This is a genomic window from Ruegeria sp. D3 (genome assembly GCF_056534465.1).
Map to the genome: position 1 here is coordinate 38,351 of NZ_JBQFPK010000013.1, position 14,342 is coordinate 52,692.

9 protein-coding genes are annotated in these 14,342 nt (G+C 57.0%); 4 read left to right on the plus strand and 5 right to left on the minus strand.

Annotated elements, in window-relative coordinates:
- The first annotated feature begins 8 nt into the window (after window positions 1-8).
- On the plus strand, window positions 9-458 hold the full coding sequence (locus ACR0DX_RS17685; RefSeq protein WP_480846903.1) for a hypothetical protein: 450 nt from the start codon (window positions 9-11) through the stop codon (window positions 456-458).
- On the opposite strand, the gene ACR0DX_RS17690 is transcribed toward ACR0DX_RS17685, so the two are convergent.
- The gene (locus ACR0DX_RS17690; RefSeq protein WP_170356399.1) at window positions 418-1,881 is read right to left on the minus strand and encodes a caspase family protein; all 1,464 of its coding nucleotides are present in this window, start codon (window positions 1,879-1,881) and stop codon (window positions 418-420) included. The two genes, ACR0DX_RS17685 and ACR0DX_RS17690, sit on opposite strands and share 41 nt — an antisense overlap.
- Before the next feature lie 150 nt (window positions 1,882-2,031).
- On the opposite strand from ACR0DX_RS17690, the gene ACR0DX_RS17695 reads away from it, so the two are divergent.
- The gene (locus ACR0DX_RS17695; protein ID WP_170527726.1) at window positions 2,032-3,087 is read left to right on the plus strand and encodes an OmpA family protein; all 1,056 of its coding nucleotides are present in this window, start codon (window positions 2,032-2,034) and stop codon (window positions 3,085-3,087) included.
- A gap of 2 nt (window positions 3,088-3,089) precedes the next feature.
- Here the strand turns inward: ACR0DX_RS17695 and ACR0DX_RS17700 are convergent, their stop codons facing one another.
- The 4 genes from ACR0DX_RS17700 to ACR0DX_RS17715 all read right to left on the minus strand — a co-directional run bounded on the left by ACR0DX_RS17700 (window position 3,090) and on the right by ACR0DX_RS17715 (window position 11,290).
- Window positions 3,090-5,024 (minus strand): caspase family protein, encoded by a 1,935-nt coding sequence (locus tag ACR0DX_RS17700; RefSeq protein ID WP_170356397.1) that lies wholly within the window; start codon window positions 5,022-5,024, stop codon window positions 3,090-3,092.
- Window positions 5,025-5,043: 19 nt separating this feature from the next.
- The gene (locus ACR0DX_RS17705; protein WP_480846906.1) at window positions 5,044-8,607 is read right to left on the minus strand and encodes a two-partner secretion domain-containing protein; all 3,564 of its coding nucleotides are present in this window, start codon (window positions 8,605-8,607) and stop codon (window positions 5,044-5,046) included.
- Window positions 8,608-8,620: 13 nt separating this feature from the next.
- Window positions 8,621-10,360: a ShlB/FhaC/HecB family hemolysin secretion/activation protein gene (locus ACR0DX_RS17710; RefSeq protein WP_170356395.1), complete on the minus strand. Its 1,740-nt coding sequence runs from the start codon at window positions 10,358-10,360 to the stop codon at window positions 8,621-8,623.
- A gap of 174 nt (window positions 10,361-10,534) precedes the next feature.
- Window positions 10,535-11,290, minus strand: coding sequence for a M15 family metallopeptidase (locus ACR0DX_RS17715; protein WP_480846908.1), 756 nt, complete (start codon window positions 11,288-11,290; stop codon window positions 10,535-10,537).
- A gap of 292 nt (window positions 11,291-11,582) precedes the next feature.
- Here ACR0DX_RS17715 and ACR0DX_RS17720 point away from each other — a divergent pair, with 292 nt between their 5' ends.
- Both ACR0DX_RS17720 and ACR0DX_RS17725 read left to right on the plus strand, forming a co-directional pair.
- A complete protein-coding gene (locus ACR0DX_RS17720; protein ID WP_480846910.1) occupies window positions 11,583-12,116 on the plus strand; it encodes an OmpA family protein in 534 nt (177 codons plus the stop codon).
- 36 nt (window positions 12,117-12,152) lie between these two features.
- Entirely contained in the window at window positions 12,153-14,336 is a 2,184-nt protein-coding gene (locus ACR0DX_RS17725; RefSeq protein ID WP_170356392.1) for a serine/threonine protein kinase, read from the plus strand.
- Window positions 14,337-14,342: the final 6 nt, after the last annotated feature.

The window sequence follows — 14,342 nt, forward strand, 5'->3', positions numbered from 1 at the left end:
GTGCACGAATGATCCGCTTTGCCGCCATAGCCTGCCTGTTTCTTACTGCGTGCCAAACCACGACTGATCCTGCAGACGGTGGGTTCTTCGCCGGTGTTTCTGGAATTACTACCGGTGCCTACGACGATCGTATTACCGCAGCCGAAGGGGATTTGGCCACGGCGCAGGCACGAAATGATGCGCTTGCTGCGCAAATTCGATCGTCGGAATCTGAACTGGCCAAGCTCAAGCTCAAAATTCTACAACAACGTTACGCGACCAGCGGAGGCGACGCAGCAACGGCGGCTCGCATCGACCGTATTTTGAACGACACGCCTGGAGGTGCTACGCCGGAAGCCAGACTGACGGCCCTGCAAAAAAGCATCTCGGACGCGCGCGCACTCAGCGCCGATTTAGCAAAACTGTCGGGCCAAACGTTTAGCCCTGACATCCGCCCAATGCCCAACGGCGCAGGTTGACTTTCAAACCGCCGCCAAAGGGGTGTTGCTTGGCGACATTCCCGGCCTCGGGGCGGTTGACATAGGTCTGGGCCTGATTGCACAGGTCCTCGGGCGTCCACTGGTGGCAATTCGAACAGGACTGGTCTTTCCACAACTCATCCGGCAAACCTTCGATCGGAGGGAACAGTGGCGCGCCTGCTACCAGTTGGTTAATCGTTTGCCCGCGTACATGGTCGTTGCCGAAATCCAATACAGAATCGAGCGTCATCGGGGTGTTGCCCTGTGGTCCTGTTTCTGACAAATCACCATCCGCCTCGGTCTTACGGGTCACGGTTTCCTCACCGTATTTCAAGGCAGCCAAACGTTCGGCTGCTTTGCCCGAGAACACCCCTTCAGGGAAACTTTGCAGATAGACCTCATATGCGTGGACTGTGTCATCAGCCAACGCCAGTTCGTACATCAGGCGTTCGGTTTCATTTGCTTCGATCACCGTTTGCTCCGGCACTTTGGGTTGCGGCGCGGTTCCAAAGGATTCGGCTAGAACGGTCTGCAAAAGATCGCTTGCTTCGGTAGCATAAGCGCTGTCTGGAAAGGCGCGCATAAACAGCATGATCTGAACCGGATCACGCGAAGTCGTTGCCTCCTGCCAAAGCTCCTCTTCGCTTCGGGTCTGGACGGTGGGCGTCTGAACCTGCGATGAGAAGGCAAAATCCTGTGTCAGGGACGAGGTATCCCAAGGCGTTTGCAACCCTCGGGTCTGATCCAAAACATCCACGCGGACTTTCTTGAACAAGTGCTCGATAGCCATTCCCGGCGTTTCAATGTGTTCGGCCAAGCTCAACGTAAACGGGCTGTTGCCCTTCTCACCATCCAGTGCGACGCCGCCGGGATCCGTGGCGTAGGCTAGAAATGTACCTGTGGGGGCTTTCATCTCGGCCAGGCCGTTGTCATCCATATCGGCCAGATTTTCGAACGGGTTGTTCCGGCAGGCATCCAGAATGACGATATTGGTCTTGTTATGCGCCGAGGCCATCTGGTGCAGGACCGAACGCGCCTCGACCGCCATTAAATCAAGATCAGCGGGGTCGCTCAGCGAGATATCGACAGGTAGCAAATAGTTCGACCCAAAGGACTGCACTCCGTGGCCCGCATAGTAGAACAACCCAACCGCATCCTCGCCACCCTGCCGCAGATCGCGGCCAAACTGGGCAATGGCGCGCTTCATCTCGATCTGGGTGCTGTCAGTCAAATTGCGAACATCGAACCCAAGGCCCTTAAGTTTCCCCGAGATCAGCGTGGCGTCATTGACCGGATTATCCAATGGCGACACCGACGCATAAGCAGAATTGCCAATAACCAATGCGATCCGCGGCTCGGCCATCGCCGGCGCCGCCCACGAGATCGAAATCATCGCAATCAGAAAGTAAAAAATGCGAAGCACGTCGGGTCCTTTGTTTCGGGTCCTTTATCACGCCCGTGACGCCATGGCATCACGTAAGCCTGATTATATTTAAATATGTCATTTGACTTTATTGTGGCCATCGCCTGACATATCCCGAATTGACCAGCAAGCATAGGAAGAGGTTCACACATGCCAGGCTCAAACTTGATGCGAAGCATTTGTGCTATAGCCATCATTTTTCTGTCTAACGCAGCATGGGCGCAAAGCGCGGATCCGTTTGAACACGGCTGGACGTTGGATGCAGGCGCCTCGGAATTGCAATTTCTATCCGTCAAGAAAAGCTCGGTTGCAGAGAACAGCGGTTTCGCCAGCCTGTCGGGCGTGATCGGCCCCGATGGTGCCGCCGAGATACGGGTGCAGATGGACAGCGTGGACACCAAGATCGACCTGCGCAACGTGCGGATGCGGTTTTTGTTCTTTGAAACCTTCAAATACCCCGAGGCCATCATCACCGCCCAAATTCCCCCCGAAAAACTGGTCGACCTGCATCAGGCGCGACATAAGATCATCGACCTTCCCTATTCTCTGTCGCTACACGGTGTGACCAAGGACGGCGTTGCGCAGGTTGCGATCACTCTGGTCAACAACGACCGCGTGGCCGTGGCCAACACCACACCGATTGCCATCGCCCTGCCTGATTTCAACTTGGAAGAAGGCCGCGGCAAACTGCAAGAGGCCGCGGGCGTTGATATCCTGCCCTTCGGTTTTGTCAGCTTTGGCTTCGTGTTCGACCGCGCGCAGGCGGGCACGCCCCCGCAACTGGTCGCGGCCGCGGCCACCCCCGGCGCTGCGGCGCTTGAGACCAAGGGCAATCTGGACCGCGAAGCCTGTGAAGGTCGGATGGAGATCCTGTCCCGCACCGGAAACATTTATTTCACATCGGGCAGCGCGCGCCTGTCCGAAGACTCTATCCCACTGCTGACGAACCTGCATGACATCGTAAACCGCTGCCCAGAACTGACAATCGAGATCGGCGGGCATACTGACAGTGATGGCTCAGACACCGCCAACCGTGTGCTCAGCGAACGGCGGGCGCAGGCGGTGAACGCCTATCTGGTGAATCAGGGGATCGCGCCGGAACGTCTTGTGACCGTGGGCTATGGTGAAAGCCGACCCGTGACCTCGAACGACACGACCGAGGGTAAACGCCGTAACCGCCGGATCGAATTTGTGCCGATTAATTAGGGTCAGTTCGCGGCCAGAATGATCGGATCAAACCCACCGCTGCGCCATTGTTGCAGGGCCGAGATGAAATTCGGCCCCGGCACCCCGTCGATGGTGCTGTTGTAGTAGCCGGCCTTTTGCAGCAGTTTCTGCACTTCCATCAACGTCTCGCGCGTCCACTGGTCCGAGGCCAACGACAATTGGTTCACGATTGCCCCGTCATCCTCGGCTGCGCCACGCAGAAGCATACGCGCGGCTTCGAGCGGATCGCGGGGCACGCCGCGCCCTTCGTCCAGCAAGATCGCCGCCGCCAGATAGCCCTGATATTCGCCTTCACGTGCGGCGCGCTGGAAGTAGCCAAGCGCCTGATCGGGCGAGCCTGTAATTCCATCCTGTGCCAGAACGCCTAAATTGAAAGTCGCCTTGGCTGACCCCCCATCCGCCGCCTGTTGCAGCAGCGCGATTGCGCGCGCTTCGTCCTTGGGAACGATCTGTCCTTCAAACAGAGTTACGGCAAGATTGATCATCGCATCAAAGCTGCCCCCTTGGGCGGCTTGTTCATACAGAGATAGCGCAGCGGCCAGATCTTGCGGAACACCGGTGCCGCCCTCGTGCAATTGCGCCAGAGAAACCATGGCCCGCAAGTCCCCCGCTTCGGCTGCCTGCTTGTAAAGCGTCACCGCCCGGTCCACATCCCCTGCCGCAATCGTAGCCCGCGCCAGCAGAGCCACGTAGTGGGACAGGTCTGGCGTCTGCGCCGCTGCAGCACTGCACGCCTGAATGGCGGTCAGGGCGTTTTCCTGAAGACGACTGAAGGGCACGCCGGGGATGCTGGCCGTGCGGTCGCGCGGGTGGGTAGCCAAACGTTCACATATGCCGCCGGGCGTGCTGTCCTCTGGGCGCGGGATGGATGCGATCAGACGCTGCGCCTGTGCCGCATGGGCGCCGTCGGGATATTGTTCAAGGTAGAACTCCAGCAGCGGGCGCATCCGGCTGCGCTGTGCCAGTTTCCACAGACGTTCGGCCTGTTCGTCTGCGTCCTCAACCGTTACCGCGCGGGTCAGTGTCTGCCCCTGCCCGGCCCGATCCAGAAAGGCCACGACCTCATTCACATGCGCGCCTTGCGGGTAGCGGTCCATATAAAGCTGCATCAGGGACGCATCCTGCGCATTCGCTGCCACCTGCCACAGCAGCGTCTCCTCAGACGCCGTGACAGGGCTGTTGTCGAACCGGAACTGCCGCGTCAGGGACGAGTTGTCCCACGGAATCTGACGTCCCCCTGTCGAGGCCAGCACGTCCTTGCGCACCGAGATCATCAGGTCCGAAATGTCCTGACCCGGCGTATAGATATGGCTCAGCAGCGCCTCGGTGAAAAAGCTGTTCCGGCCGGTGCCGTCATAGGCCACGTTGTCCGGCTGAGTCGCATAGGCAAACATGAAATCCGCCGCGCTGCCAACCCGTGCCAACCCCTCGCCACCAACCTCAAGACCCGTTCCTTCGAACGGGTTGTCGCGACAGGCATCCAGAAACACCAGACGGATACCGTCCGAGCGTTCCATCCGGTTGACGAATTCCTCCATCTGGATTGTCTGCTCGGGGATGTCTTCGGGCTTGGTGATCTGCGCATCGACAGGAACCAAATAGTTGCGCCCGTTCACCTGAAACCCGTGCCCGGCATAAAACAGCAGCGATACGTCGGAATCCGCAGCAGTCGTGCCATAGGATTCCGCCAGCGACAGCATCTCGTCCCGTGTCAGGTCGGTGCCCAGAAACACCTCGAACCCCAACCCCTCCAAAGCGATGGCGAGATCAGAGGCATCGTTGATCGGGTTGTCCAGCGGGCTGACCGACACGTAGTCGGAATTGCCGATAATCAGCGCAACCCGCTTGTCCGCCAGCGCGATGGTCGCGCTGAACAGCATCAGGATAAGCGCTGCGAAGCACCGTTTCAGAGCCAATGGTCTACTCTCCGACGTATCAAAGGCCGATGGCGCGGGTCAGTCCGATATCCGCCTGACCGACCGCTGCCACAATCGTTTCTACCTGTTGGTTCTGAACGATGGCAAGCTCGGGATCGGTTGCTCTTATCAACGTGATGGCCTTGCGGATCTCACGCTGGGCCTGACGGATTTGCCGCCGCGCCTGCTGTACCGCCTCGCGGCGGATCGCGTTGCGCTCTTCTGCGGTAGTGGCCAGCGACAAGCGGCGATTGGCTTCGTCACCTGCTTCGCGGATACCCGCGCTGGCGCCGCGAATGATGTCACCGACGGATTCGAGCCCCGGTGGCAAACCCTTCACGATACCGTCAAGTTCGGACGCATAGTCATCCATCGCTTCGGCAAGACAGGCCAGGTATTCACTGACATTCTCACCACTGCTGGCACAGGATGCGATCTCGCCTCCGAATTCCTCGGATACGTTTTCAACAGTCCCAAGTGTTGCTTCAGCCTCGGCGACTGTTGTCACGGCAGTGCCACCACCTCCGCCGCCTCCGGTTATAGTGGTATCAACGGTCGGAGTAACTTCTACCTCGGGTGTGGGCGGAACGGGTATCGGCTCCACTACTACCTCGGGTGTGGGCGGAACGGGTATCGGCTCCACTACTGTCACAACCGAACCGGGCAAAGACACAACTTGATATCCTATTTCGGCTGAGCTGAGCAAAAACGAGGTCGACAGCGTAAATGTCGTGGTGCCATCGTCGTTTTCGATGAAGTTCAACCCCTCAAAGACTGTGGACGTATCCAAAGAATCAGATGGGGGACCAAACAGGTAAACGGAAGGCCCACCAAAAATCGTGCCCGTCGTCGCATTGGGCGGCTGTTCGCCCTCAACAACCGCGATATCGTCTGGAATAGCAAACACTACCGGCGAGGTCGTGTAATTTGCCGGGCCTGTCCCACCCGATCCCGGAGCCCAGGTGTTTTCAAAGTCCCAGCCTTGTGCCGAAGCAAGGTTGAAGAACGTCACTGTGTCGTTCAGTTGAAACGTGGACAGTCCCGTGCCACCGGCGCTGGTATTCTGCCCGGAACTCTGCGTGTCCCAGAAAGATGCGGTGACGGTCCCGGAATTACTGCCGATCAATCCGCCTAACATCGGAGTGTCGCTGCCGGAGAAATCCACACTGCCGTTCGAATAGCTGCGTGTGACCGAACCACCGTTGTTTATTCCGACCAAGCCACCGACGGCTACGGTATCCATCGGGCTGGAAAACTGGCTTACACCCCGGACGTCCGAGTTAGAATACGAGTCAACGATCGAACCGAAGTTCTCGCCGACCAATCCGCCCATGATAAACTCGCCAAAGCCAATTCCGGTCACCGAACCACTACTGAACGAACGCTGAATGACCCCAGAATTCTCTCCAACCAAGCCACCGACCAAAACGAAATCAGCCTCGATCGGATCAACCGTCACACTGGCAGTCGAGAAACTGTCACTGATTGTACCGCCATCGTTAATGCCAACCAGCCCGCCGGTCACGTCGTCACTGCCGGTGAAGCTGCCCGACACACTAACGCCCGAGATTGTCCCAAGGTTTTCACCGGCAAGTATGCCACCACCCTGAGCGGTAATATCCGCATTCCTGATACTCAGGTTACGCACTGTACCGTCCAGAGTGCCGAAAAGGCCGCCGAAGGTGAAGTCGTTGTCTATGAACAGATTGTTGATCGAAAACCTGTTACCTTCAAGCGTGCCTGAAAAATCTGCAGGGACAAAACCAAATGACCAGCTGGACGTGGGCGAGGCATCGATGTCGTTGACCAGCGCAAAGGATTGGCTAGAGCCGTTGAGACCCTGCAAACCATAGATATCGGTTAACTGGAACGGGTTCGCGCCCGACCCGTTGCCGCCCGTGGCGCGCAGGAATGTGGCGTTTGGCGAGACGATGAAATCGCCCGCGAAAAAGCTGGGCAGCGTGGCCGAAACCTGATCCCAGAACCCTGCAACCAAGTTGAACGTGGCCACACTTATGCTACCGCCGGGGCCGGTGGTGATCCGGCCTACTCCGTCGACCGCCCCCATTGCATTCAGCAACAACCCACCGTTGACAGCGTTGATCGCACCGTTGATCGTGATCATGTTATCCGCGATCAGGAACAACGTATTTGCCGCCATCCAGTCGATATCAGCGTTGATCGTGATATTGCCGTCATCTGTGCCGGTCACAGACGTAGTCAGAAACACATCCGCAGATTCAAGCTGGGCTTCCAGACCCGCTTCGGTAAACGTGCCCGGAATCGTTATGTTCACCGGATCGATCAACAGATCTCCGGTTTCCCCATTCGGAGCGCGCAGGTCGGTAAAACCGCGATACACCAGATCGATCTGCCCCGAGACCTCGACAAAGCCGCCATCGCCCGCAGTATCCCCGCCACGGGCCGATATCTGGCCGTGGAACTCGGTCAGGTCATCGGACCAGATAATAACGCGACCGCCATTGCCTTCGTCTCCGCCGTCGGCTGAGATACTGGTGCTCGCATCTACGAAGGTTTTCTGCGCCGTAGGCAGCGTGCCACCACCCTGAAAATCGCCGCCGACCAGAATGGCTCCACCATCTCCACCACCCGCCCCGTCGGATGTCAGCGTGGCCCCTGCCAGCGTGATCGCCTCACCAGTTATGGTAATAGACCCACCGTTCTGAGTACGCACCTTTGGCCTCAGCGACGTTTCGACAAGTGTTTCCTGAGCCGACGTATCGATCGTGCCACTGACCCGAACGCCGCCGCCGCTGCCACCCAAAACGACAGCTCCGGATACTCCGCCAACCGATTGGGCCTCGATCACGCCAGACATGTTGATTACCTGTCGCGCCGCATTCCGAGCACTGGCCGCTTTGAGGTGAACAGAACCGCCATTGGCTTCGATCCGCCCTGAATTGGTAATCAACGCCTCCATCATGGCGTCATCGCTATCCGAAGGAACAGCGACCTGCAAAAAGCCATCGCCAGAAATGTCCAGTGTTACTTGTTCACCCGCACCAAGCCCCACCTTGCCAAGAGGCACACGGATCAAGCCCGAATTGGAAACTTGCCCACCAATTAGCGCTGCATACCCGCCCGGAACAATCGAGATTGTTCCCGCGTTTTCCACTGCGGCTGAACTACCATTTCCGGCAAAGCGATAGCGCCCGTTAAGGAAATCTTCATCCGTTACATCAAGGGTCGAGGCCACAAAGCCACCCGCATTGACTGCGCCGTTGGGGCCAATAAAGATACCGTTAGGGTTAACCAGAAACACCTGACCATTGGCATTCAACTGGCCGAGAATTGCGCTGGTAGTATCCCCTGTCACCCGGTTCAAAATCACGCTTTCTTGCCCGGGCTGGAAGAAATTAACTGTCGAGCCAGAACCGATCGAAAACCCGTTCCAATTCACTACGGCCGCGCCCGACCCCTGCGTAATGTCCAGCTGGTTGCCGCTGGGTTGCGCAATCGTAACAGTTCCCGCCGCCACGGTTCCGCCATTGGGCAGCGTTTGTGCCAGAGCTGTCGTGCCCCATAGCGTTGCCGTGGCTGTCAAAATTGCGCCGCGGATCACTGTGGCGCGAGCCCTAAAATCTGCGACTTGCAACAATAGTGAAGCGGTTTTCGTCTGCCCCCAGGTCATCGCGTTCACCCCTCCCATATTCAACTCGTAACGATCCCGACTTGTAGGTCGAGTCTTCAATTGCAATCAAATCAGCACCGATCCCATAGGCGTAGGCCGTAGTCGTGCTTTGCTCAAAAACTGTAGGTTGTTCTATTCCCAATTCGCCGTAAGCACCAAACACATAAGGCTTCAGGATCAGCGGCAACCCAGCCACTTCGACCCGCTGCGATCGACCCACTTCGGACCGCACGACCCATCCGTCATCGCCACGCAACGAACCCGCATCAAAGGTCGACAATTCGCTGGTGCTTGCGATACTGAATTGCTCGGACGTCACCAGAGCGTCCCCGAAGCTGGTTTGAATTCGGCCGTTCAAAGCCAACGACCAGTTGGCATTCAGAGGACGCTGATACTGGCCAGACAGAACGAGTTTCGTAAATTCCGGTTCAGCGCCCTGGCGCGAGAATGGAGTTTCTCCGGGGCCGACCGAGGTTCGCGCGCCGAGGATGTCCAAACCCCTTGAAAGCACAACACTCCCGCGCAGGAAGCCACCATTATCATAGGCGCGTGTGCCATCCAAAGTGGCGCGCAGCACGCTGATATCGTCGTCAAAGACCGGAATCTCAAAGGGACCGACCAACAGGTTCTGCGTATCGCTGATACGATCCAGGATCAGTTGCGATGAAAGATTAACCTTCCTGGATCTAATCCACGGATAATAGAGCCGCAGCGAAAACCGTTCGAACTCGCTTTCGTTAGGTAAAAAATCCGTGTCGGGGCGCGCTTCGCTAGAGGTCACCTCGGCGTTAATCGTAAAGCCATCATACCCGATCGGGAATACCGCACCTGCAGCCAAAATCCGATACTCAGGGTCACCCGAGAAAAATCGCGTCGGAGACCCACCTAGGTTAAAATAGAATGTCTCACCCAGATCCAGCAGGCCATTAAACTCAAGTCCAAGGCTCAGATTCAACGGACCAAGATCGTCTGACAGTGTATTGTCGAACCCATATGAGCCGGTAAATTCCTTGAACTCTCCGTCCAAAGTCAGAACGGTGCCGCCATTACTGTCACCTGCCGACAAGGTCGACGCCAAGCGAACTCCGAACGTATCACCTGCAAGCAGCAAGGCGCGCTCGATCTGCTGCAGTTTGATGCCACGCTTGCCGATTAACGGCTGGGTAATCTTGACCACGCGGTCCCGGACCTCTTCCGGAACTTTTGTTGCGTCAATACGCTCGACGAACCCGTCGACTACAACGATCCGTAACGTTCCACCATCTCGCAAAGTTTGCTGCGGCAGAACGACCCGACTCAGAACAAAACCGGCATTGCTATACGCGCTTTCAAGGCGATTTGTGGCCGCAAAAATTTCAGAGGCAGCAACGCGCTTTCCCGTCAGTCGTTCAATAAAGGCGGCATTGGCAGCCTCCATTTGCGGCAGAGCGCCTTCGATGTCCACGCGCCCGACTGTCACAAACAATCTGTCCGCACCTTCAGGAACCGGCGCGCCAGGGTCTCTGGCGACAGTAACAGGGCCCGTATTGCGTTGATTTTGCGGCTGAAATGTTGACGGTGCCAAATTCGACGCGCTTTGGGCTAGCACCGCGTCCGAAAGGACAAGACTGCCACCGGTTGCAAGAGCAAATATCATGCTGAGACGCGGAATCCGCATGATCGCCTGAGGTAGAGTCTTTGGCATTCGTAACCCTTAGTGAAACCTTAAAACAGAACCTAGCAAAGCCCAGCCCGCAGGCCAAAGCAAGATTGTATTTCCCAATACAGGATACCCGTCTGGATTGAGGTTATCCATATCACGATTGGTTCCGAGACTGTCCGTGTCCTAGTTCACAGAGCGTCGTATCATTCGACGATTTTACAAAAGTCCCTGCTCCAACCATTCTTCGATCTTGTTGCGGCTAACCTCGAAATGCATCGAGTCTTCTCGACCCCAGGCCGCACCCCATACCCAGCCCTCCTGCCGGAAGAAGTCGGCCAGAATAGTCAGGCCCAGCTGGGTTTTACCATCGCCCAGCGTGTCCAACACTCCGTCGATATTCAAGTCAACAGCCAGGCCATATGCATGGGCCGATGCGGATGAGGTCGCGCCACGAATCCGCCGCACACACAAGGACCCGGCCGTATTGATACGTGCAAAGAGGTCGGGGTCCGTGCGACGGATGTTTTCGAAAACAACGCGCAGAGAGTCTATTGCCGGTTTCAACATGCGTACCCGTACCGGGCCGACTTCTTCTAATACAAGGTTTTCTTCTAACCGCGGGTTGGTCATGGACTGACAATTGTCTGTTAAGTCTTCGCGCGGCAGCCCGAATTTCTCTTTCAGAAACGACGAACTCGCCAGTTTGAGTTCTTGATTAACGTCGTTGCGGTTGGCGATAAGGACAACCTGAGCGTAAGCATCAATGATCTCGTTTGGGCTGGTGCTGTCATATCCATAGTCGTCCGCCCCGTCTGCGCCTTGCAACACGGCCGAACCATCGCTTTGGGATCGCGATATCTCGAGCGACAGCCTCTCAATCTCGTTGCGCATATCTTCAACCTGCTGGCTCAGCATTTCGATTTCGATCCGCGCGCCTGAATCGATTGCCGGCCCCTCAAAATCACTTTCCATAGGAACGATTAGTGGGAAAACATACCAGATAACGGGGGCCAAAATTATCGAAACCCCAAGAATTACTGCCGGAACTATGCGCATCTGATGTGTTTACCTGTATCTCAATTCAATTGCGCCCAAATCTAAAAGTCGTCGCGCAAGATGTCACGTGCTCGGCTTTATTTCTTAATCACAAATGTGACTTTCTTCATTGTCGCACACCTGAGGCACGGATACTCTTTGTCCCAAACAGGGAAGGACTCCGGTAATGATTACTTTTTCTCGACTTAAATTTTTTGGGGCTTCGGCCATGGCCCTCGTTTGCACGACGCAATTCGCTTTGGCCCAATCCAATGAACTAACAGCCGACGAAATCACCGATGCATTCAACAAGCAAAAAACGCGCGGCTTGGTGATCGTCCCGTCAACAGCCGCGACTGAAGCAACCGACGACGCTGTGGAAACCACAGTTGCAGCCGCCCCGGCCGAATATCAACCGGTGGCCTCGGAAGATCAGGTTAATATTCAGGTTCGGTTCGACTTCGCCTCGGCCGCCTTGCGCGATGATCAAAAACCCAAGCTGTCCTCCTTGTGCCAAGCGATGAAAAACGTCGACGTTAACGTCTTTCAGATCATCGGCCACACTGACAGCGCAGGATCTGCGGACTACAACCAAAATCTGTCTCTGCTGCGCGCGAAAGAAGTCAAACGCTTTCTGGTCAGCGATTGCGGTATCGCCGAAGGGCGACTGGAAGTACTGGGCGTAGGTGAAGCCGAACCTCTGAACAAGGACGATCCGCGCGCCGACGAAAACCGCCGCGTTGAATTTCAGGCGCTCGGCTGATTTAGTCTCCTCATAAAACACAATTTCGAGGGCAGCATGACTGAATCCCGCGCAGGCGACCTGTTTCAGCCGGGCGATCTGGTGAACAATACATATCGGATCGAGGCAATCCTTGGGCGGGGTGGTACCTCTGACGTTTATCGCGCGCGCTCCGAGATATCGGGGCGTCTGGCCGCGCTTAAGGTTCTGAAGGCCGAATTTTCCAGCAACGACGATTACCTCGTTCTGTTAACCCGTGAGGAAGAGATCCGCGACATCCGCCATGACGCGGTGGTGCGCTATTCCGAAAACAACCGTACTGCCGACGGACATGTCTATCTGGTGATGGATTATGTGGACGGGCCGGGGTTGGACCGGAAACTGGCTGATGGTCCAATGTCGGCAGACGATATTCTGACCATCTGCAAGCGCGTCTGCGAGGGGCTCGAGGCCGCGCATGCGCGCAACATCGTCCACCGTGACCTGAGCCCCGACAACATCATCCTGCGTGACGGTGATCCTGCGCAGGCAGTAATCATCGACTTTGGCATCGCCAAGGATACCAACCCCGGCGCAGAAACCATCGTGGGCGGAGAGTTCGCTGGCAAATACGCCTATGCCGCACCCGAGCAGCTGTCGGGAAAGACCGACCAGCGTACCGACATCTATTCCCTGGGCGCGCTGCTGCTGGCGAACTTCCGGGGCGAAAAGGCCAATTCCGGGCGTAACTTGCTGGAGGTTGTGGAAAGTAAAAAACAACCGCTGGACACTGCAGATGTGCCCGAGCCTCTGAAAACCGTGCTGGACAAGATGACAGCGCCGGACCCCGATGACCGGTATCAGTCGACCAGCGACGTATTGAGGGCTTTGTCCTCGGCCCGGTTGGGACAGGCGGAATCCCCCCCTGCCGAAACCGATGACGACGCAACCATAATCGTACCCAAAAGCAAACCTGCGGCCCCTGCGCAGCCTACCCCGGCCGTCGCAGCACCCGCTGCACCTCCGGTCGAAACGCCCGAGAAATCACGCACCGGGCTGGTTGCCGCCCTTGGCGCGCTGGTCATTGTCGGCGGTGGTGCAGGTGCCTATTTCAGCGGCGCATTCGACAGCTTTACTGGGCCCCAATATCCCGTAGCCGCACCCTATACGTTGGTGGCGGACAAGCGCGAGGGCCTGCCACCACGCGCCGTCGGTTTTGTTCCTTCGGAAGACACACGGGACACGATGACACGCGAGATCACCGATCAGGGTGGGACGGTTGATCTGACGTTGGCGTCTGGGGAAATCTCGGAAAGCTGGGGCGCTGCGGTCAGTGACGTCATCGAAACAGTGATGGAGCTGGATGAATGGCGGCTGGTCGTGAACGGAAACGATGCTCAATTGACCGGACAAACCACGGATCAGGCGCTGCATGACAAGCTGGAACAGCTTTATTCAGCAGGACTGCCCGCCGGGTTGCAGGGCTCAGTCGAACTAGAGCTTGAGCCACTGTTCCTGCCCGCTGCCGATATCCGCCCGATCCTTGCCGGTCTAGCCGATTGCGGCGCACTGAAACTGGAAAACGCCCCCACCGCCGGGTACGGCCCTGAGACCCCTGTTCAGGTCAGTGGCACTCTGGCGTCTCAGGATAGTTTGGTTGGGCTGAATACCGCTTTGACCGCACTGGTCGGTGAGCGGCCGATTGATCTGGACGGTGTGAACGTGTTGAACCCGACATTATGCCTGATCGAGAACTACCTACCCAGTGCTCCGGCCAGCGACATCTCTATCGCGTTTTTCAACGGTGAACAAAACGACGCCCCGAACCCAACCGGAGATTTTGTCGTAGGACAGAACCCGGTGATTGACGTGGACTTACCGCAGGATGTGCAAGACGGGTTCCTGTCTGTCTCGGTTCTCGATGTGTCTGGTAACGTGTTCCACTTACTGCCAAACGTGACACGTCAAGAAAACGGGATTGCCGCGCTGCGGGATGGAGAAAGTGGGCCATTGTCGGTTCGTGTGGCGTATTCCATCCCCGAAAGTCAGGAAAACGGCGGCATTGCCTTTCAGGTTGATGACAGCACCTTGGGCAAAAGCAAGGTAATCGTGCTGCACACCGACAATCAACTGTTCGACACACTGCGCCCCACCACGGAATCCGCCGCCGGATATGCCGAGGCGCTGCGCGAACAGGATCGCAACGTGGAAACGCAGATTTTGTCGCTGGACAGCCGTATCCTGACCACCCTCGCGCAATAGCGCGGG